Genomic DNA, 20012 nt, shown 5'->3' on the forward strand with positions numbered 1-20012 from the left:
TTTCAGCTCAAAATGAAAACAAGGAATTAGAATTTATTTCCATTGTTCAAATTCCTTCAAAAACCATACGTCGCCCGCGGTAAACTCACGACCATTGAGGTAGTCAAGAATCCCGCCGGGCGTTGTGAAAGCAAACCGCAGTTTGTAGGAACAGAGCGCCTGATAGCGGAACCCCGTTTCACGATTCAGTGCGTTTGTGCCGTATTTCCCGTCTCCGGCCAGCGGATGTCCAATGGAAGCCAAATGTGCGCGGATCTGATGGGTGCGCCCGGTGAGCAGTTCCACTTCGAGCAGGCTGAATTTCTGCTTTTCCTGTAAAACGCGGTAGCGCGTTTTGATGCTTTTCGAGTCGGCAGAGGGCTTTCGGGAGATGTACACACGGTTTTGACTCTCGTTTTTTTCAAGATACCCGGTCAGCGTGGCTTCCCGCGGCTCAACATGCCCGCACACAATGCAAAGGTACAGCTTGACCAGCTCGCGGTCGCGGACCTTCTGATTCATGATGCGGAGCGTTTCGGCATTTTTCGCCGCCATCACGATGCCGCCTGTATTGCGATCAATACGATTGATCAACGCGGGGGTGAAAGAGTTTTCCTGCTCGGGGTTGTATTCGCCTTTGTCATACAGATAATGCTGCACGCGGGCGATCAGGGAGTCGAAATGATAGGTTTCGTCCGGATGAACAATCAACCCCGGCTGTTTATCCAGCAAAAGCAAATTTTCGTCCTCATATACCATGGAAAGCTTTTTAGGGGCTTTGAGAAAGTCATATTCCTTCGGAGCTGTTTGGAAAAATTCGTCCTTGAGGTACATGGTCAGCCGGTCGCCTTCCTGCAAACGTGTGGAAATTTCACAGCGCTTCCCGTTCAGCTTGATATCCTTTTTCCGGATGCTCTTATACAGCATCGACTGCGGCAGATTGGGATAGGCTTTCGTAAGAAATTTATCAAGACGCTGGCCAGCGTCATTCGCGCGGATCACAACTTCTTTCATGGTGGAACCCCGTTTTCTATAAAATAGTACGCCTGCGGTAGGCAAATCGCGCGCCTGCGGCGGGCAAGCCGCGCAGCGCCGTCCCGGCGTTAAATTTTGTGCGGAAAACAACCAAGCGGCCCGCGTTGCTGCTGTGCTAACGCGCGGGCTGTAGCGTGCAGGCTCAGCCTGCCCTGCCTGCACATTATAGCATACAATTGTGGATTCGTCACTCCGGCGCAGGTTAGCAGGAGAAGCATTTTCACATCATGACGGTTTATGCTATGATTTATGATACAATATAGACAGAACCTTCGAGGAAGAAAATGGTAAAAAAGATAAGGAGGCGTGTGCGTTTGGCAAAAGAAGAATTGTCGCCGCATTCCGGCCATAGAAAACGAATGAGAGAGCGCTTTTTGCGTGATGGAATTGATTCTCTTCAGGATCACGAAGTATTAGAGCTTTTGTTGTTTTATGCGATCCCAAGACAGGATACCAACGAATTGGCGCACCGGCTTCTCACCAAATTCCGCACGCTCTCAGGCGTCTTTGACGCTCCGATTGAAGAGCTCAAGCGTGTGGAGGGGATAGGAGGGACAACGGCAGTTTTTCTCAAGACCTATCCGGAAGTGTTCCGGCGCTATATGGGAGACAAGAAAAAGAATGTAAAGCGGCTATGTAGCTACAAGGAGATAGGCGAGTATGCCCAGTCCTGTCTCTTTGGACGGACAAGGGAAGCCATTCTGCTTGTGCTTCTGAATTCTTCCGGACAGATTCTGTTCAGTGATATTGTGTATGAGGGAAGTGTCAATGCCGCTGAAATTTATTTTCGCGATCTTGTCCGTCTTGCGTCCAGCTATGATGCGGTGGGAGTGGTTCTTGCCCATAATCATCCCAGTGGGGACTGTCTCCCATCGAGGGAAGATATGCTGACAACCCGGATGGCAGCGGAAGCTTTGAGCAAAATTGACGTGACGTTGGTCGATCACGTCATTGTGGCCGGAGAGCACTTTCTTTCGCTTGCGTCCTCCCGTATTCTTCCGGAAGTGTTTTCCGAGGGGGAGGAAAAGCCGCTCAAAAAAGTAGCGGATCGCAGAAAGAAAAGGGAACTCCCCTAAGGGCATGATATCTGCTTTCAAAGGTTCCGAAAAGTCCCTCTTCAAAAAGAAAACAAAATTGCGAAACTCAAAGAAGAAACTTTTCGAAAATATAAAAAGGTAGTTGTATTTTCCATATGCCTGTGCTATAATATCCCCTGTTCCGAAAGTAATTGAAAATGGGGAGCGAGGTTATGAAAAGGAACGGAAGGAAAGCTTCCGTTTCACGAAAATAACCCGGAAAAGGATCGAAAGGGCGGATTAGCGTCATTTCGATCCTTTTTGTTTCCCGATTTTCAATTTTCTGAGCAGGATGGGAGCAGACGGCGCAGGTATTGTCCGGTAAAAGAAACCGGGTTTTGGGCCACCTGTTCCGGTGTGCCGCAGGCAATGATCTCGCCGCCGCCGTCTCCGCCCTCTGGTCCGAGGTCAATGATATGGTCGGCCGTCTTGATCAGATCGAGGTTGTGTTCAATGACAACAACGGTATTGCCGCTGTCCACCAGCTTTTGGAGCACTTCAATCAGCTTGTGCACATCTGCAATGTGCAGGCCGGTGGTGGGCTCGTCCAGAATATAGATGGTTTTGCCTGTGGAGCGCCGGCTGAGCTCCGTTGCCAGCTTGACGCGCTGGGCTTCGCCTCCGGAAAGTGTGGTGGCAGGCTGGCCGATTTTGATATAGCCCAGCCCTACATCCTGAAGCGTTTGCAGCTTGCGCGCAATCCGGGGCAGGCTGCTGAAAAATTCAAGCCCTTCATCCACCGTCATTTCGAGCACATCGTAAATGCTCTTGCCCTTGTACTTGATTTCCAGTGTTTCGCGGTTGTACCGGCGGCCCTTGCAGACATCACAGGGAACATAAACGTCCGGCAGAAAGTGCATTTCAATCTTGATGATGCCGTCGCCTTGGCAGGCTTCGCACCGGCCGCCTTTGACGTTGAAGGAGAAGCGGCCTGCTCCGTAGCCGCGCAGCTTCGCGTCCTGTGTGGAAGCGTAGAGCTCACGGATGTCCCCGAATACGCCGGTGTACGTTGCCGGGTTGGAGCGGGGGGTCCTGCCGATAGGGGCCTGATTGATCTCGATCACCTTGTCCAGGAATTCCACGCCTTTGATTTGACGGAATTTTCCCGCACGGCTGCGTGCGCCGTTGAGGACAGAGGCCAGATGCTTGTAGAGGATTTCGTTGATGAGCGACGATTTTCCGGATCCGGATACACCGGTCACACAGACAAATTCTCCCAGAGGGATGTCCACTGTAACATTGCGCAGGTTGTTCTGTGCGGCTCCGATAATCCGCAGCTTTTTCCCGTTGCCTTTGCGGCGCTGTGCGGGAACCTCCACCTGCTTCCTGCCGCTCAGATATTGTCCGGTGATGCTTTTTTCGCAGTGCATCAGCCCTTCCACATCGCCGTTATAGACCACTTCGCCGCCATGAACACCCGCACCGGGGCCGATATCCACAATGTGATCCGCGGCGCGCATGGTATCCTCGTCATGCTCGACCACAATAACTGTATTGCCAAGATCGCGCAGATGCTTGAGCGTGGCCAGCAGCTTGTCGTTGTCGCGCTGATGCAGGCCGATGCTCGGCTCGTCCAGAATATAGAGCACACCCATCAGAGAGGAGCCGATCTGGGTGGCAAGCCGGATACGCTGGCTCTCTCCGCCGGACAGCGTCCCTGCAGCGCGAGAGAGTGTCAGATAGCCCAGTCCCACACTCTGAAGGAAACCAAGACGGCTCTTGATTTCCTTGAGGATGGTTCGCGCGATCATGGTTTCCTTGTCAGTCAGCTGGAGATTGTCCACAAACGCCAGCGCTTTGAGGACGGAGAGATCGCAAAGCTCCGCAATGTTCAGTCCGCCGACCGTGACAGCCAGGCTCAGAGGGGAAAGACGCTGGCCGTGGCAGGCGTCGCAGGGGATGGCGCTCATGTAGGATTCGATCTCTTCTTTGATCCATGCGCTCTGCGTTTCCCGGAAGCGCCGGTCAAGGTTGTTGATGATTCCCTCAAATTCCGCCTGATACGTTCCGCTTCCGCTTGCTGTTTCCCGGTGCAGCGTCAGCTTTTCGCCCTTGGTGCCGTAAAGCAAAATATCAATGATTTCCTTCGGCAGATCGCTCAAGGGCGTGTCCAGTGAGAAGTGGTAGCGCTCTGCCAGTGCGTTCATATACATAGCGGCAATGGTGTTGCCCTCCATGGCCCAGCCGCTGCCCTTGAGACCGCCGTCGTGGATGGATTTGCTCCAGTCCGGGATCACACGATCCGGATCGATCTTCATAAAAACGCCCAGACCGGTGCATTTCGGGCATGCGCCGTAGGGGTTATTGAAGGAGAACATGCGGGGCGTCAGCTCTTCAATGCTGTAGCCGTGCTCCGGGCAAGCGTAGTTTTGCGAGAAGGTGTAGTCCTCTCCGTCTTGTACGCTGACGACGGAGATCCCGCCGGTCAGCGAGGAAGCGGTTTCAATGGAGTCCGCCAGCCGGGAACGAATGGATTCCTGAATCACCAGACGGTCGACCACGATCTCGATGGTATGCTTGTTGTTTTTGGCAAGCTTGATTGGTTCAGACAGATCATAGAGAATGCCGTCGCAGCGCACACGGACAAAGCCGCTGCGGCGGGCGTTGTCCAGTTCCTTGACATGCTCGCCCTTGCGGCCGCGGACAATCGGGGCCAGGATCTGGATTTTGCTCCGCTCCGGCAGTGCCATAACCTGATCCACAATCTGGTCGATTGTCTGCTGGCGGATTTCGCGCCCGCACACCGGGCAGTGCGGGATGCCGATCCGCGCGTAGAGCAGGCGCAGGTAATCGTAAATCTCCGTCACGGTGCCCACGGTGGAGCGGGGATTCTTGGACGTGGTTTTCTGGTCAATGGAAATCGCAGGGGAGAGACCTTCAATATAATCCAGATCCGGCTTTTCCATCTGGCCGAGAAACTGACGCGCGTAGGAGGACAGGGACTCCACATACCGTCTCTGGCCCTCCGCGTAAATGGTGTCGAACGCCAGCGAGGACTTTCCGGAACCGGAAAGTCCTGTAAATACAATCAGCTTGTCGCGGGGAATATGGATGTCGATGTTTTTCAGGTTATGCTCCCGCGCGCCTTTGACAAAAATATCCTTTGAACTCAAATTCCGGTCCCAGCCTTTCCCGCGGCAGAAGGATGCCGCATATTGGAGGGGGAGACGCTGATTAGAGCGTCCCTTTCTCCTGTAATTTTTTGATTTTATCACGCAGATATGCGGCATGTTCAAACTCGAGGAGCTTTGCGGCCGCTTTCATCTCGCGCGTGAGCTGATCGATCATCTGTTTTCTCTCGGCGGCGCTCAAGCGGCGTTTCTTTCCGCCCTTGGCCGGCGCATCGTCGTCCTTGTGCGTGGAAATTTCCAGAACGTCCGATACCTTTTTGACAATGGTTTTCGGGGTGATTCCGTGCTCCTCGTTGTATTTCATCTGAATGGAGCGGCGGCGTTCGGTTTCGCGGATAGCAGCCTCCATGCTGGGAGTTACGCTGTCGGCATACATAATAACCTGTCCCTCGGCATTTCGCGCCGCACGGCCGATGGTCTGGATCAGGGAACGCTCCGAACGAAGAAAGCCTTCCTTATCGGCGTCCAGGATGGCCACAAGGGAAACCTCGGGGATATCCAGGCCCTCGCGCAGAAGGTTGATGCCGACCAGCACGTCAAATTCTCCAAGACGCAGATCGCGGATAATTTCCATGCGTTCCACCGTGTCAATGTCGTGGTGCATATACCGCACACGGATCCCAACGTTTTCGAGGTAGGTGGTCAAATCCTCCGCCATTTTCTTCGTCAGCGTAGTGACCAGGATGCGCTCGCCTTTTGCGGTGCGCACATTGATTTCGGAAATCAGATCGTCGATCTGCCCGTCGGTGGGTTTAACGGTGATTTCCGGATCCAGCAGTCCTGTAGGCCGGATCACCTGCTCTACCACCTGAGAGGAATGTTCCTTCTCAAAGTCGCCTGGCGTAGCACTGACAAAAACCACCTGGTTGACGTGGCCGTAAAACTCGTCGAAATTCAGCGGGCGATTGTCATAAGCGGACGGCAGGCGGAAGCCGAAATCAATGAGGGATTTTTTGCGGGCCTGATCGCCCGCGAACATGGAGCGGACCTGCGGCAGAGTCACATGGGACTCGTCCACAAACAGAAGAAAATCCTCCGGAAAATAGTCCAGCAGTGTGCACGGCATACTGCCCGGCGCGCGTCCGGAGAGCACGCGGGAATAGTTTTCGATTCCCTTGCAGAAGCCGATTTCCTCCAAAAGCTCTGTGTCATACTGCGTGCGTTCCCGAATTCTCTGCGCTTCGATCAGCTTGCCTTTCTCCTCAAAGAATTTGACCCTCTCCTCCATTTCGGCCTGAATTTCCTTGACAGCGCGGAACATTTTTTCACGTGGCACGATGTAGTGAGACGCGGGGTAGATGGCGGCATGCTTGAGGTTAGCCTTGAATTCGCCGGTCAGGGCGTTGATTTCGGTGATGCGATCGATTTCATCGCCAAAAAATTCCACACGCAGAATGGTGTCCGTGCTTTCCGCCGGGAAAATCTCCACCACATCACCGCGGACACGGAATTTGTTGCGGACCAGATTGATGTCATTGCGTTCATACTGGATTTCCACCAGCTTGCGCAGAAGCTCATCCCGGCTTTTTTCCATGCCGGGACGCAGGGAAATGACCATCGTGCGGTAGTCGATCGGATCACCCAGGCTGTAAATACAGGAAACGCTGGCGACAATAATCACATCCCGCCGCTCCGAAAGAGCGCTGGTGGCGGAATGGCGCAGTTTGTCGATTTCCTCATTGATGGCGGAATCCTTTTCAATATAAGTGTCCGTGGTGGCAATATAGGCTTCCGGCTGGTAGTAATCGTAGTAGGATACAAAATATTCGACCGCGGATTCCGGAAAAAATTCGCGGAACTCGCTGCACAGCTGGGCGGCGAGGGTTTTGTTATGCGCCAGAACCAGAGTGGGTCTCTGCATCCGTTCGATCACGTTTGCCATGGTGAAGGTTTTGCCGGAGCCGGTTACGCCGAGAAGTGTCTGCTCACGCATCCCGCTTTGAAGCCCCTGCACAAGATGATCGATTGCTTCCGGTTGGTCGCCTGTTGGGCGGTAGGAGGAACGGAGGACAAAGCGATCCGGTTCTTTCTGCTGTGCCATGGTGTCACCTGCTTTCCGTTTGTCTTTTCGTTTTCCCACAAAGGACGTTTGCTTCCGGCGGCGCTGTGGGAAAGCAGGACCGCTTTAGGAACGTTTGTTTGATTCTGATATTGTACTATGTTTCGCCCTTTCTGTCAAGATAGGGGAGAGGCTTTCCGAAGTCTGAAACGAAAAAAGGAGGGCGGCGCTCCTTCTCGGAACACCGCCCTCGCACATTCAGGAAGCCCAGCCACTGACGCGGGAACAGCGCTGCATCAAATAGCTGAGAATCAATTCGCGATCCTTTGGATCTTCCACACGCAGCTCCGGGGAAAGGTAGCCGTCAGGGGACTGGTTCATCAGCATACGCAGCGCATAAAGCTGTGAAAGCTTGCTGTTAATCGCAAAAGCTACGCCGTCCTCCATAATAAGGGCGACATTTCCTTTCACACGTTCCATCAGCGCGGCGAGCTCGCCCACTGTAAAATGATAGAGTTTCATCGGAAATATCCCTCCTTTGTCCCTGATCATAGCACGTTCCCTATCGAAAAACAAGAAGATTTCTGTAGGAATCCACGAGAGGGGAAAGGGGTGGTTTTTGTATAGTGGGACGAAAAAATAAACGAAAATCGTTTTAAATCGAAATTTTTTGTGCATAAAATACAAGAATTCCGTGAAAATCAATAGCAAGGAACCGTTAATCCCCGGCAGCGAGCCCCAACGCTCCCATGACTGTGGCGGCAGCGCCGCAGAGCACCGTAACGATGCCGATGATAAAGACAACCATCGAAAGTCCTTTTCTCATAGTATTTCCTCCTTTCTTCGCAAAGATACATGTCGTCCAAAATAAGTTCATTTCCGCCGCTTTCCATGGGTTTTCCGTATGAAAATAGGATGGCAGGCACAATTTCCCGCACGGCGGTGATTTCTGTCATATTATAGCATTTGCGTTCCTGAGGGGTCAAGCGTGCGCAGAGCGTTCCAGCGCTGTAAAAAGGGGTTTCGGAAAATTTACAAATCGTTAATTTCCAAAGAGGGGTTCTATAGTAGAATAATGGAAGATTATCGGGCGGGAGGCGCTGCATGTTTGGGTATGTCCGACCTTGGAAGCCGGAGCTGCTTGTGAAGGAATGGGAACAGTACAGAGCCGTTTACTGCGGTCTGTGCCGCCGTTTGGGAGAAACCTGCGGAGCGATTTCCCGACTTTCTCTCAGCTATGACGGAACCTTTCTTGCCATGCTTTTGCTGGGGATTGAGGGAGGCTGTACCGGTTTTGAGCAGAAACGCTGTGTGGTAAATCCCGTAAAACGCTGCGGTTTCTGTCAGACGCGGGGAGACTCGCTGGATGTGGCAGCCGCGCTCACGGTGATTCTTGCCTGGTATAAGCTCCGGGATGACCGAAAGGACGAAGGAGCGGGCAAAAAAGTGCGATCCGCGCTTTTGACGCCGCTGGCATCGCCTGGGTATCGCCGGGCGAAAAGGAGATTCTCCCATCTGGAGGAGCTTGCGGCCGCTTATCTTAAAGCACAGGACAAAGCGGAGCAGGATCCGGAAGCAGGGCTGGATGCCTGCGCGGATCCGACGGCTCATCTTCTGGAAGAAGCTTTGGTGTACGCTGTGTTCCGCGGGAAAACGGAGGATGCCGTGTCGGGCCGTGTTTTGCGGCAGCTGGGGTATCATCTGGGCCGCTGGATTTACCTGATGGACGCGGCGGATGACTGGAAGGACGATCTGCGCCGCGGATCGTTCAACCCCTTTGTTCGGAAGTTTTCCCTTGCGGGAACTTTGGACGAGGACCAGGCAGTCCGCCTGCGTGATTACGCCAACGAAACGCTGAACATGTCCATGGCCCAGCTGAACACGTCATTTGCGCTGCTGGAACTTCAACAGTTTGAATCTATCCTGCGCAACATTATCACACAGGGAATGCCGCAGATGCAGCGGCAAATTTTGTATCAGGAAAAGAAGGAGAATGGCAATGTCGGATCCGTATAAGGTGCTGGGTGTTTCCCCTACTGCGACAGATGACGAGGTGAAAGCCGCGTATCGGGAGCTGGCTAAGAAATACCACCCCGATAATTATGCGAACAGTCCTCTGGAGGATCTGGCAACGGAGAAAATGAAAGAGGTCAACGAAGCGTATGACCAGGTGATGGCGGAACGCAGAAAACGGCCTCAGGGGAATCCGGGAACTTATCAGGCAGGGGGCTACCAGAACGGCGGCTATCAAAACAGCTCCGCTGGCGGATACTCCAATTACAGCGGTTCCTCCTTCCGCGATGTGCGCAGCCTGATCATGAACGGCCGAATCGCGGATGCCGAGCAGATCCTGAACGGAGTCCCTTCCGATGGGCGAAGCGCCGAGTGGTATTTTCTCAAAGGAACGGTTTTGTATAAACGCGGCTGGCTGGATGAGGCATATAATCATTTCTCCCGCGCCTCGCAGATGGAGCCGGGCAACATGGAATATCGTTCGGCCATGAATCAGGTGATGAACCAGCGCAGCGGCGGCTACGGCGGCTATCAGCCCGGAGGGCAGATGGGCGGCTGTTCTGCCTGTGATGTCTGTCAAGGGCTGATTTGCGCGGATTGCTGCTGTGAATGTATGGGCGGTGACTTGATTTCATGTTGCTGAAGCAGGGAGAAAAAATAGCCTTCTGCGGAGTGCTGTGTGCTTTGTCCGCTGTCTTTGTGGTCGGTGCAGGCCTGTTTCCCACCATGACTTATGCGCTCCCGGCGATTGCCGGAGTCCTGTTGGTGGCAGCTGTGATGGAACTGGGGAAGAAGTGGGCTTTTTTCAGTTATGTGGTGGTAGGGCTTCTTTCGCTCCTTCTGGGAACAGACAAGGAAGCGGCCTGCTTCTTCTGTCTGTTTTTTGGATATTATCCTACGCTGAAATCTCTGCTCGATCCCCTGCGCAGCCGGGTGATTCAGTGGCTGCTCAAGCTTCTGGTGTTCAATGCGGCCGCTGTTTTGCTGTATCTGATTGCGGTTTATCTTCTCGGTTTGCCGCAGGAGTCCTTCTCTGTGGCCGGAATACGGGGGGAATGGCTGCTTCTGCTGGCCGGAAATGCGGTGTTTATCTTGTATGATAGGGCCATTGGCGGTGTGGCGGTCTTTTATTGGAGCAGACTTCATCCCGTGGTTGCCCGAATTTTTCGAAAGTAAGCTGTTTGAGGTGCAGAGGCTGCGGCCTCTGCTTTCTTTTGTCAAAAGAAAAAGAACTTGATTTTCGCGAAAAAACTATTTAATATTGTAGTGAAAAGCTTTTCGCGGCGTCCGGGCGGCTTTGGATCCGGACGCCGCGAAGCGGCTTTCTGTTTGTACGCACAGAAATCAGCAGGGGATGAAATGCAGGAATGAATAATTTACTGACGGTTCGGATCCAGAATAACATGGCAACCTTTTCCAAAGGGCAGCGATTGATTGCGAAATATATTATGGAACACTACGATCGTGTGGCCTTTATGACAGCGTCGCGTCTTGGAGCGACGGTGGGCGTCAGCGAATCGACCGTAGTGCGGTTTGCCACCGAGATCGGATACACCGGATACCCGGAGCTGCAGCAGGCGATGCAGGAAATGATCCGCAACAAACTGACCAGCGTGCAGCGAATGGAGGTGACGGCGAACCGGATTGGCTCCAACGATATCCTGGACTCCGTGTTTACACAGGACATGGATATCATCCGGCGCACGATGGAGGAAACCTCCCACGAGAATTTTTATGCCGCCGCGGAGGCGATCTCCAATGCGAAACGGGTGTACATTATGGGAGCGCGCAGTTCGCTTGCGCTTGCCACATTCATTTCTTATTATCTCAAGCTCTTACTCGAAAACGTGATTCTGGTGCAGTCCACCAGTGAGGCGGAAATCTTTGAGCAGATGATCCGCATCGACGAGGGCGACGTGGTGATCGGCATCAGCTTTCCCCGGTATTCCCGCAAGGCGGTCAAGGCATTGAATTTTGCCCGCAAAAGCGGTGCGAAGGTGGTTGCCATCACCGACAGCTCGCTTTCTCCGCTGGCAGAGCCGGCCGATTATCTTCTGCTGGCGCGCAGTGATATCGCCTCCATCGTGGATTCCCTGTGCGCGCCGCTGAGCCTGATCAATGCCCTGATTGTGACCATCGCGATGAAGCGCAAGCAGAACGCGGAGGAAACCTTTACCAAGCTGGAGCATCTTTGGGACGAATACAACGTATACGAAAAGGTGGATGAAAAGAGCGAGCATGAGTCTTGATCTGATAGTGGCCGGGGGCGGCGCGGCTGGAATGATGGCTGCCGGACGGGCGGCGGAGCTGGGCTGCTCCGTTTGTCTGCTGGAAAAAAACGATCGGCTGGGGCGGAAAATCAATATCACCGGCAAAGGCCGCTGTAATCTGACAAATAACTGCTCCGTGCAGGAGCTTATTGCCTCCGTCCCGTCCAACGGACGCTTTCTGTACGGCGCGGTTTCTGCGTTTACACCGCAGGATGTCATGGCCTTTTTTGAGGAGTTGGGAGTCCCGGTCAAAACAGAGCGCGGGAATCGGGTGTTTCCGGTTTCGGAGCATGCTTCCGATGTGTCCGCCGCATTGGAGGGATGGCTGCGCAAAAACGGCTGTCAGGTGCGCCATGCCGCTGTGCGGGATCTTCTTCTGGAGGATGGCTGTGCTGTGGGCGTCCGCCTGGAAAACGGAGAGGAGCTGCGTGCGGGTGCTGTCTTGATAGCCTGCGGCGGTGCGTCCTATCCGGGTACCGGTTCGACCGGGGACGGATACCGGCTGGCAGAGCAGGCAGGCCATGCCGTAACACCCCTGCGTCCATCTCTTGTCCCGCTGGTGGAAGAGGGCGATCTGTGCCGCGAGATGATGGGCCTTTCCCTGCGGAACATCAGTTTGTCTGTATGGGACAGAAAGAAGAAAAAAGAAGTCTATTCCGATTTTGGAGAGCTTTTGTTTACACATTTCGGACTGTCTGGCCCAGTGATTCTGAGCGCCAGCAGCCATATGCGGGAGATGGAGGCGGGGCGGTACGAGATTCGTATCGATCTCAAGCCGGCTTTAACGCCCGAACAGCTTGACGCCCGGCTTCAGCGCGATTTTTCCGAAAACAGGAACCGGGATTTTGCCAATTCCCTCGGAGCGCTGCTGCCGCGCAAGCTGATCCCCGTTGTGGTGCGCCGATCGGGGATCGAGCCGGATCGCAAATGCAATGCGATTACCCGGGAAATGCGCTGGGAATTTCTGCGGCTGCTGAAAAGCTTCTCCGTGGAGATCAGGGGATTCCGTCCTCTCGCGGAGGCGATTGTCACCTCGGGCGGCGTCAGCGTGAAGGAGTTGAACCCCAAAACAATGGAATCCAGGCTTGTGCCGAATCTGTTTTTTGCAGGCGAGGTGATCGACGTGGACGCATACACCGGCGGTTTCAATTTGCAGATTGCTTTTTCCACAGGACGGGCTGCGGCGGAGGCCATTGCATCACGAGCAAAAAAAGGAGGAATTCTGCAATGACTGCAGTTGCGATTGATGGGCCCGCCGGTGCGGGAAAAAGCACTGCCGCGCGTGCCGCGGCAAAACGGCTGGGATTTGTTTATGTGGATACGGGGGCGATGTACCGTGCGGTGGGCTGCCGGATGCGCGCTTTAGGGATCGCTGCCGGGGAGGTCGAGCGGGTTGAACAGGCATTGGAAGGCCTTGAAGTCACGATCCGCTTTTCAAACGGGGAGCAGCGTGTGCTGGTCAATGGGGAGGATGTGACGGGGAGCATCCGTACCCCCGATGCTTCCCGCGCGGCTTCGGAGTTTTCCGCTCTGCCCTGCGTGCGCCGCTTCCTCTTTGATTTGCAGCAGGATCTGGCGAAGAAGAACAGCGTCATCATGGATGGACGTGATATCGGCACGGTGGTCCTGCCCTGGGCGCAGGTCAAAATCTTTCTGACGGCTTCCCCGGAGGAGCGTGCCCGCCGCCGCTTTGAAGAGTTGAAAGCCAAGGGCGAGGAGGTCTCCTATGACGAGATCCTGTCCGATATGAAGGAGCGCGATTATCAGGATTCCCACCGGGAAATTGCCCCTCTGCGCCCCGCAGAGGACGCTGTTCTGCTGGACAGCACCGGTCTGACTCTGGATGAGGTGGTGGAACGAATTGCCTCTCTGGTGGAAGCAAAGAGGGGGTGAGAAAATGAAGAGAAAAAAGACCCCGCTTTACGCTTTCGGAAAAGTTGTGGCACAGCCGGTTGTCTGGCCTTTTATCCCATATACCGTCAAAAATTGGGAAAACATACCGCAGGACAGGAATTTCATTCTCTGCGCCAATCATCTCGCCATTTCCGATCCGCTCCGTCTGGCCAGTATCGAGAAGCGCCAGATTTTCTTTCTCTCCAAAGCCGAGCTGTTTCAAAATAAACCGCTGGCCTGGCTGCTCCGCTCGCTCGGCTGTATTCCGGTGCAGCGCGGGCGCGGGGACGTTGGAGCGATTGACCATGCGGGAGAGGTTCTGCGCCGTGGGGATATTGTAGGGATTTTCATTGAGGGAACGCGCTCCCGCAGCGGTGAGCTGGGACAGCCGAAAGCAGGCGCTGTTATGCTGGCGCATCAGCATCAGGTTCCCATCCTACCGGTGTGCATCACGCCTGTTGGAAGCAAGCTTCCGAAGCTGTTTCACCGTGTGGTCATTTCCTACGGCAAGCTGATAGAGCCGCAGGAATTGGGCATCCATGAAGGCAAGGGTGCGGAATATCGCAACGCCAGCCGTTTGGTAATGGGGGAAATTTCAAAGCTTCGGGAACGGGATTTGAAGGAAATGAACGGATGAAGCTCTATTTTGTCCTGCTTCGTTTGCTGGGGCCGCTGGCTCGCCTGATATTTCGGGTGGAATACCGGGGGACAGAGCATATCCCGCGTGACGGGGCGCTGATTGTGTGCGCCAACCACCGATCGGTGATCGATCCGCTTCTGCTTGCCGTCCCTTTCCGCCGCCCGATTCGTTATATGGCAAAGTCGGAGCTTTTCGAGGATCACGGCCGTCTGGCGGCGTGGTTTCTGCATGCTATGGGAGCATTCCCTGTTCAGCGTGACAAGGGCGATGCGGGCTCCGTGCGTACGGCGCTCGAGGTTTTGGAAAAGGGTGAGGTGCTGGGGATTTTTCCGCAGGGCCGCGTCATCTTTGATAACTCTCCCTTTCAGCCGAAGGCGGGGTTTGCTCTTCTTGCGGAGAAGTCCGGCGCGCCTGTGCTTCCTGTGAGCATTTACTGCCGTGGAGAGCTGCTGCGGCTGCGCAGTCATGTTACCGTCCGATTCGGCGATCCAATCCCTGCTTCAGCGCTCTTTTCAGCACAGGGAGAGCGCAGCGGCCTGCGGCGCGCTGCGGCAAGATTGTCCCAGGAAATCAACGGAATGTTGGAGGAAAAGCATTGAAGATTACAGTGGCGAAAACGGCGGGTTTCTGCTTTGGGGTTAATCGTGCTGTTGAGACGGTGAACCGCCTGTTGGATGAGGGGGAGAAGGTGTGGACACTGGGTCCCATTATCCACAATCCGCAGACATTGGCTTCTTTGGAGGCGCGCGGGGTGCGAATCGCGCAGACGCCGGAGGAAGCGCGCGGCGGCGTGCTGGTGATCCGCTCCCATGGTGTGGCGCGCAGTGTGCTGGAGGAGGCGGAGCGCGGCGGCGTGCGGTATGTCGATGCGACCTGCCCGTTTGTGGCGAAGATCCACCGGATCGTCCAGCAGGCATCCGAGGAGGGACGCTTTGTTCTCATTGCGGGAGACAGGACGCACCCGGAGGTGCAGGGGATTGTGGGGCACTGCCGCGGCGGATGCTTTGTGTTTTCCGGGGTGCATGAGCTGGAAGAATTTACAAAAAACCATGAAGATTTGAGTAAAAATCCAGTTTGTGTTGTATCTCAGACGACTTTTTCTGTGGCAGAATGGAAAAATAGTTTGAAAATCGTAAATAAGGTATATACAAATGCCGCAATTTTTGATACAATATGTAATGCTACTGCAAATCGTCAATCGGAGGCGGAAGCCCTCTCCCGCACCTGTGATGCGATGGTGATTGTCGGAGGAAAGCAAAGCTCCAACACCGCGAAACTGTTTGACGTGTGCAGAAGGAATTGCGCTTCCTATTTTGTGGAGGACGCGCGGGAGCTTCCTCTTGAAGCGCTGCGGGGAGCGGATACCGTTGGCATCACTGCTGGTGCATCCACACCGGCAAGCATTATAAAGGAGGTACTTGTTACCATGACAGAAATCAAGGAAAATCAGGATCCCAATGTGATGGAGGATGGCGCCAGCTTTGAGGCGATGCTTGAAGAATCCCTCAAAAGTTTTAATACAGACGAAAAGGTTCGCGGTGTGGTTGTCAGTATTGCGCCCAATGAGGTCTATGTCGACGTCGGCAGAAAGCAGGCCGGTTTCATCCCGGTGGACGAGCTGTCCGCCGATCCGAACGTGAAGCCCGAGGACATCGTCAAGGTTGGCGACGAGATCGAGCTGCTGATTATGCGCACCAACGACCAGGAGGGCACGATCATGCTCTCCAAGAAGCGTCTGGACGCTGCGAAGGGCTGGGAGGCTGTTGCCGCCGCTGCTGAGGACGGAACGATTCTCGACGGCACTGTGACCGAGATCCTGCCCAAGGGCGGCATCATCGCCGTGACGCACGGCGTGCGCGTCTTTATCCCTGCTTCCCAGGCGACCGCTTCCCGCGGCGAGCCGCTGGAGGGCCTGCTGAAGAAGGACGTGCGTTTCCGCATCATTGAAGTCAACCGCGGCCGCCGCCGTGCGGTCGGTTCCATCCGTTCCGTGCTGGCAGACGAGCGCAAGGCTCTGGCCGACAAGTTCTGGGAGACGGCTGAGGAAGGCAAGGAGTATACCGGTACGGTAAAGAGCCTGACCTCCTATGGCGCGTTTGTGGACCTGGGCGGCATCGACGGCATGATCCACATCTCCGAGCTCTCCTGGGATCGCATTAAGCATCCGAGCGAGGTTGTGAATGTGGGCGATACGGTTGAGGTTTATATCAAGGGCCTGGATCGCGAGAAGGGCAAGATTTCCCTGGGCTACAAGCGTCAGGAGGACAATCCGTGGGAGGTTCTGCGCCGTGAGTATCCTGTGGGCAGCGTGGTCGACGCGACTGTCGTGGGCATGACCACCTTCGGTGCCTTTGCGAGAATCATCCCCGGCATCGACGGCCTGATTCATATTTCTCAGATTGCGGATCACCGCATTGAGAAGCCCCAGGACGTGCTGAAGATTGGCGACGTTGTGAAGGTGAAGATCACCGAGATCGATTTCGAGAAGAAGCGCGTCAGCCTCTCCATCCGTGCTCTCCTGGAAGAGGAGTCTGCGGGCGCTGAGGATTCCGTGGAGGAGTAATCTGCACCGGAAAACAGATTGATACGGAAAAGCGGCAAGGCTATAGGCCTTGCCGCTTTTTGCGATCTTGCAGAAGGATGAAAGTTTATAAGTTTTTTACAATTAAATATTTGCATAAGAAACGAATATCATGTATAATAAGTAACAAATATGTATGTAAGGAAGCGAACGCAGAAAGGCCTTTTGGCGAAATTTGAGTCAGGAGCGCCAAGGAAGAGAGGAGAGAAACAGTATGGCAAAAAACGAAGAGTTTGATTTGTTCGCAATCACACCGGAAATGGAGCGCTATGCAAGCCTTTGCGAGGAGCACAGCACCATAGACACGAGCCTGTATGAAAAGTACGATGTGAAACGCGGACTGCGTGATATCAACGGAAAAGGCGTTCTGACAGGCCTCACGGAAATCTCGGATATTCAATCCAGTAAGATTGTGGATGGAAAGAGCGTTCCCTGCGATGGCAAGCTTTTTTACCGTGGCTATGATATCGAGCAGATTGTAGCCGGTTTTATCAAGGAAAAACGCTTTGGTTTTGAGGAGATCATCTATCTGCTCCTTTTCGGAGATTTGCCCAAGGCGGAGGAGCTTGCGGATTTCCGTGCTCTTCTGGCGCGTTACCGCTCGCTGCCCACCAATTTTGTGCGGGACATTATCATGAAGGCTCCCACAAAGGATATGATGAACACGCTGGCCCGCAGTGTTTTGACGCTGTATGCCTACGATGAAAAGGCCAACGATACCTCGCGCGCCAATGTCCTGCGCCAGTGTATTGAGCTGATTGCCCTTTTCCCTCAGCTTGCAGTGTACGGGTATCAGGCGTATTGCTATGACAACGATCGGCTGAACAACAGCTTTTTCATCCATTCCCCGCGTCCGGAGCTTTCTGTCGCGGAGAATATCCTGCATATGTTGCGTATTGACAGTAAGTATACAGAGCTGGAAGCCCGCATCCTGGATTTGGCGCTTGTGCTTCATGCGGAGCACGGCGGCGGCAACAACTCGACCTTTACCACGCATGTGGTCACATCCTCCGGCTCAGACGTTTATTCTGTGATTGCAGCGGCTCTGGGCTCGCTCAAGGGCCCGCGTCATGGCGGCGCCAACATTAAGGTCGTGGAAATGTTTGAGGCGATGAAGGCGGAAATTGACGACTGGACGGATGAGGGCAAGGTCGCGGATTATCTGCGGGCTCTGTTACATAAGCAGGCATTTGACAAGGCCGGCCTCATTTACGGCATGGGGCATGCGGTGTATTCCATCTCTGACCCGCGTGCCAACATCTTCAAATCCTTCGTTCACAATCTGGCGAAGGAAAAGGGAATGGAAAAGGAATACGGCCTGTACTCGCTGGTGGAGACTCTGGCCCCGAAGGTTATTGCGGAGGAACGCCGGATTTACAAGGGCGTCAGCGCCAATATCGACTTTTACAGCGGTTTCGTGTATCATATGCTGGGGCTGCCCACAGAACTGTTTACGCCTGTGTTTGCTATGGCTCGTATCGCAGGCTGGAGCGCGCATCTGCTGGAAGAGCAGATCAATGTCGGCAAAATCATCCGTCCTGCTTATAAGAGTATTTCCGAGGTGCGTGATTACGTCAGTATGGACGAACGCTGAAGAGCTCGTTCCTGTTCCCGCCCGGGAACGATTGACAAGTTTCTTGTTTTTTGCTATTCTTATGAATACAAGCATCGGCTTCGGGCGTCCGCAAAAGATGCTCCCTGCTTGCGATTCCAGAGAAAGGAGACTGATTTTATGAAGCGGATTCAGACTTTGAACTCCAGAAACCTGAAGGAGACCTTGAAGGTTGGCGGATGCGGCGAATGCCAGACCTCCTGCCAGTCTGCCTGCAAGACCTCCTGCACGGTTGCGAACCAGCACTGCGAAAACAAGAAGAAATAAGAGCAGTCTCTATGAGTATCGCTGCCCCGGTCTTTGGCGGCGCGCTTTGTGCGCCCTGGATCCGGTGCGGCGATATTTGTTGTGTACATAGATTCGGAAAGGGTTAGTGGATAGGAAAATGGTTCATCAGTATAAGAGCAACGGATATAATATTGTCCTGGACGTCAACAGCGGCTGTGTCCATGTGGTGGACGACCTGGCTTATGATGTGATCGAGTTGTGGGAAAAGAACACTCCGGCGGAGATTGCACAGGCGATGCTGGAAAAGTATGCGGGACAGCCTGATATCACGCAGGCGGAAATTGAGCAGGTGATTGCAGATGTCCGTTCCCTTCAGGAGGATGGCTCCCTGTTCAGTGAGGATGTATACCGGGATGCTGTGATTGATTTCAAGAAGCGGAACGCAGTGGTGAAGGCGCTGTGCCTGCATGTCGCGCACGACTGCAATCTGGGATGCAAATACTGCTTTGCCGACGAAGGCGAATATATGGGCCGCCGTGCTTTGATGAGTTTTGAAGTGGGAAAGCAGGCGCTGGATTTCCTCATTCAGAATTCCGGAAGCCGCGTGAATCTGGAAGTGGACTTTTTCGGCGGCGAGCCGCTGATGAATTTTGATGTGGTCAAGCAGCTGGTGGCCTATGGGCGCAGCCAGGAGAAGGAGCACAATAAGAAATTCCGCTTCACGATTACCACGAACGGCGTTTTGCTGAATGATGAAATTCTGGACTTCGTCAACCAGGAGATGGGTAACATTGTTCTGAGCATTGACGGGCGCAAAGAGGTCAACGATCGGATGCGTCCTTTCCGTAACGGAAATGGAAGCAGCTACGATTTGATTCTCCCAAAATTCAAAAAGGTAGCGGAAAGCCGTCAGCAGGATCGCTATTATGTCCGCGGAACCTATACACATTTTAACAAAGACTTTGCAAGCGACGTTCTGCATCTGGCGGATCAGGGCTTTGAGCAGATCTCGGTGGAGCCGGTTGTAGCTCCCGCGTCCCAGCCGTATGCCATCCGCGAAGAGGATCTTCCGGAGCTGTGCGCGGAGTATGATAAGCTGGCAAAGGAGATCCTGGCCAGACGTAAGGCGGGGAAGGGCTTCAACTTCTTCCACTTTATGATTGACCTGACCGGCGGTCCCTGCATTTATAAGCGTATTTCCGGCTGCGGTGCTGGTACGGAATATCTTGCCGTCACGCCGTGGGGCGATCTGTATCCCTGCCATCAGTTTGTGGGAAATACAGATTTCCTGCTGGGCAATGTCTATGAAGGCGTCAAAAACACAGAGCTTCAGGATCGCTTCAAGCTCTGCAACGTCTACGCCAGAGAAAGCTGTAAGGACTGCTTCGCGAAGTTCTGGTGCAGCGGCGGCTGTTCCGCCAATGCCTACCACTTCAGCGGCGATATCAACGGCAATTATGAGATTGGCTGTGAATTGCAGCGCAAACGCATTGAGTGTGCCGTCATGATTAAGGCAGCGGAAGCCGCGCAGGACGCGGAACAGGCTGAGGAATAA

17 protein-coding genes are annotated in these 20012 nt (G+C 54.1%); 13 read left to right on the forward strand and 4 right to left on the reverse strand.

Going from position 1 to position 20012, the window contains the following annotated elements:
- Nucleotides 1-33 precede the first annotated feature (33 nt).
- Nucleotides 34-993, reverse strand: a complete 960-nt coding sequence (locus tag B5F35_RS02615; protein WP_087237777.1) for an RluA family pseudouridine synthase — start codon at nucleotides 991-993, stop codon at nucleotides 34-36.
- 335 nt (nucleotides 994-1328) lie between these two features.
- Between B5F35_RS02615 and B5F35_RS02620 the strand changes: the two genes are divergently transcribed.
- Nucleotides 1329-2090: a JAB domain-containing protein gene (locus tag B5F35_RS02620; RefSeq protein ID WP_162611308.1), complete on the forward strand. Its 762-nt coding sequence runs from the start codon at nucleotides 1329-1331 to the stop codon at nucleotides 2088-2090.
- A gap of 275 nt (nucleotides 2091-2365) precedes the next feature.
- Here the strand turns inward: B5F35_RS02620 and uvrA are convergent, their stop codons facing one another.
- The 3 genes from uvrA to B5F35_RS02635 form a co-directional block, all read right to left on the reverse strand.
- On the reverse strand, nucleotides 2366-5203 hold the full coding sequence (uvrA, locus tag B5F35_RS02625; protein ID WP_087237781.1) for an excinuclease ABC subunit UvrA: 2838 nt from the start codon (nucleotides 5201-5203) through the stop codon (nucleotides 2366-2368).
- Nucleotides 5204-5264: 61 nt separating this feature from the next.
- Nucleotides 5265-7262 carry an excinuclease ABC subunit UvrB gene (gene uvrB / locus B5F35_RS02630; RefSeq protein WP_087237783.1) on the reverse strand — a complete coding sequence of 666 codons (1998 nt, stop codon included), beginning with the start codon at nucleotides 7260-7262 and terminating at the stop codon, nucleotides 5265-5267.
- Nucleotides 7263-7478: 216 nt separating this feature from the next.
- Entirely contained in the window at nucleotides 7479-7742 is a 264-nt protein-coding gene (locus B5F35_RS02635; protein ID WP_087237785.1) for a hypothetical protein, read from the reverse strand.
- Nucleotides 7743-8324: 582 nt separating this feature from the next.
- On the opposite strand from B5F35_RS02635, the gene B5F35_RS02640 reads away from it, so the two are divergent.
- The 12 genes from B5F35_RS02640 (at nucleotide 8325) to scfB (ending at nucleotide 20012) form a co-directional block, all read left to right on the forward strand.
- On the forward strand, nucleotides 8325-9236 hold the full coding sequence (locus B5F35_RS02640) for a DUF5685 family protein (protein ID WP_087237787.1): 912 nt from the start codon (nucleotides 8325-8327) through the stop codon (nucleotides 9234-9236).
- Nucleotides 9220-9876 (forward strand): J domain-containing protein, encoded by a 657-nt coding sequence (locus tag B5F35_RS02645; protein WP_087237789.1) that lies wholly within the window; start codon nucleotides 9220-9222, stop codon nucleotides 9874-9876. Before B5F35_RS02640 ends, B5F35_RS02645 begins: the two co-directional genes overlap by 17 nt.
- Nucleotides 9867-10409 (forward strand): hypothetical protein, encoded by a 543-nt coding sequence (locus B5F35_RS02650; RefSeq protein WP_087237791.1) that lies wholly within the window; start codon nucleotides 9867-9869, stop codon nucleotides 10407-10409. Before B5F35_RS02645 ends, B5F35_RS02650 begins: the two co-directional genes overlap by 10 nt.
- A gap of 191 nt (nucleotides 10410-10600) precedes the next feature.
- Nucleotides 10601-11482 carry a MurR/RpiR family transcriptional regulator gene (locus B5F35_RS02655; RefSeq protein ID WP_087237793.1) on the forward strand — a complete coding sequence of 294 codons (882 nt, stop codon included), beginning with the start codon at nucleotides 10601-10603 and terminating at the stop codon, nucleotides 11480-11482.
- Complete coding sequence (locus B5F35_RS02660) at nucleotides 11472-12734, forward strand: BaiN/RdsA family NAD(P)/FAD-dependent oxidoreductase (RefSeq protein ID WP_087237795.1); 1263 nt, start codon at nucleotides 11472-11474, stop codon at nucleotides 12732-12734. Before B5F35_RS02655 ends, B5F35_RS02660 begins: the two co-directional genes overlap by 11 nt.
- A complete protein-coding gene (gene cmk, locus B5F35_RS02665; protein ID WP_087237797.1) occupies nucleotides 12731-13396 on the forward strand; it encodes a (d)CMP kinase in 666 nt (221 codons plus the stop codon). The genes B5F35_RS02660 and cmk overlap by 4 nt, the downstream gene beginning before the upstream one ends.
- A gap of 4 nt (nucleotides 13397-13400) precedes the next feature.
- On the forward strand, nucleotides 13401-14033 hold the full coding sequence (locus tag B5F35_RS02670; RefSeq protein WP_087237799.1) for a lysophospholipid acyltransferase family protein: 633 nt from the start codon (nucleotides 13401-13403) through the stop codon (nucleotides 14031-14033).
- Nucleotides 14030-14635 carry a lysophospholipid acyltransferase family protein gene (locus B5F35_RS02675; protein ID WP_087237801.1) on the forward strand — a complete coding sequence of 202 codons (606 nt, stop codon included), beginning with the start codon at nucleotides 14030-14032 and terminating at the stop codon, nucleotides 14633-14635. Before B5F35_RS02670 ends, B5F35_RS02675 begins: the two co-directional genes overlap by 4 nt.
- Complete coding sequence (locus B5F35_RS02680; protein ID WP_087237803.1) at nucleotides 14632-16599, forward strand: bifunctional 4-hydroxy-3-methylbut-2-enyl diphosphate reductase/30S ribosomal protein S1; 1968 nt, start codon at nucleotides 14632-14634, stop codon at nucleotides 16597-16599. The genes B5F35_RS02675 and B5F35_RS02680 overlap by 4 nt, the downstream gene beginning before the upstream one ends.
- Nucleotides 16600-16831: 232 nt before the next feature.
- Complete coding sequence (locus B5F35_RS02685; protein ID WP_087237805.1) at nucleotides 16832-18211, forward strand: citrate/2-methylcitrate synthase; 1380 nt, start codon at nucleotides 16832-16834, stop codon at nucleotides 18209-18211.
- 138 nt (nucleotides 18212-18349) lie between these two features.
- The gene (scfA, locus tag B5F35_RS02690; RefSeq protein ID WP_087237807.1) at nucleotides 18350-18496 is read left to right on the forward strand and encodes a six-cysteine ranthipeptide SCIFF; all 147 of its coding nucleotides are present in this window, start codon (nucleotides 18350-18352) and stop codon (nucleotides 18494-18496) included.
- Nucleotides 18497-18614: 118 nt separating this feature from the next.
- On the forward strand, nucleotides 18615-20012 hold the full coding sequence (scfB, locus tag B5F35_RS02695) for a thioether cross-link-forming SCIFF peptide maturase (protein ID WP_087237809.1): 1398 nt from the start codon (nucleotides 18615-18617) through the stop codon (nucleotides 20010-20012).

The organism is Anaeromassilibacillus sp. An200 (assembly GCF_002160025.1).
GTDB classification, from domain to species: Bacteria; Bacillota; Clostridia; order Oscillospirales; family Acutalibacteraceae; genus Caccousia; species Caccousia stercoris.

Bases quoted from the DNA above. Each gene is read 5' to 3' on its own strand.
- B5F35_RS02675 (WP_087237801.1), top strand. From the start codon at position 14,030: ATGAAGCTCTATTTTGTCCTGCTTCGTTTGCTGGGGCCGCTGGCTCGC.
- scfA (WP_087237807.1), top strand. From the start codon at position 18,350: ATGAAGCGGATTCAGACTTTGAACTCCAGAAACCTGAAGGAGACCTTG.
- B5F35_RS02660 (WP_087237795.1), top strand. From the start codon at position 11,472: ATGAGTCTTGATCTGATAGTGGCCGGGGGCGGCGCGGCTGGAATGATG.
- uvrB (WP_087237783.1), bottom strand. From the start codon at position 7,262: ATGGCACAGCAGAAAGAACCGGATCGCTTTGTCCTCCGTTCCTCCTAC.
- B5F35_RS02685 (WP_087237805.1), top strand. From the start codon at position 16,832: ATGGCAAAAAACGAAGAGTTTGATTTGTTCGCAATCACACCGGAAATG.
- B5F35_RS02615 (WP_087237777.1), bottom strand. From the start codon at position 993: ATGAAAGAAGTTGTGATCCGCGCGAATGACGCTGGCCAGCGTCTTGAT.
- B5F35_RS02670 (WP_087237799.1), top strand. From the start codon at position 13,401: ATGAAGAGAAAAAAGACCCCGCTTTACGCTTTCGGAAAAGTTGTGGCA.
- scfB (WP_087237809.1), top strand. From the start codon at position 18,615: ATGGTTCATCAGTATAAGAGCAACGGATATAATATTGTCCTGGACGTC.
- cmk (WP_087237797.1), top strand. From the start codon at position 12,731: ATGACTGCAGTTGCGATTGATGGGCCCGCCGGTGCGGGAAAAAGCACT.
- B5F35_RS02655 (WP_087237793.1), top strand. From the start codon at position 10,601: ATGAATAATTTACTGACGGTTCGGATCCAGAATAACATGGCAACCTTT.
- B5F35_RS02650 (WP_087237791.1), top strand. From the start codon at position 9,867: ATGTTGCTGAAGCAGGGAGAAAAAATAGCCTTCTGCGGAGTGCTGTGT.
- B5F35_RS02640 (WP_087237787.1), top strand. From the start codon at position 8,325: ATGTTTGGGTATGTCCGACCTTGGAAGCCGGAGCTGCTTGTGAAGGAA.
- B5F35_RS02645 (WP_087237789.1), top strand. From the start codon at position 9,220: ATGTCGGATCCGTATAAGGTGCTGGGTGTTTCCCCTACTGCGACAGAT.
- B5F35_RS02635 (WP_087237785.1), bottom strand. From the start codon at position 7,742: ATGAAACTCTATCATTTTACAGTGGGCGAGCTCGCCGCGCTGATGGAA.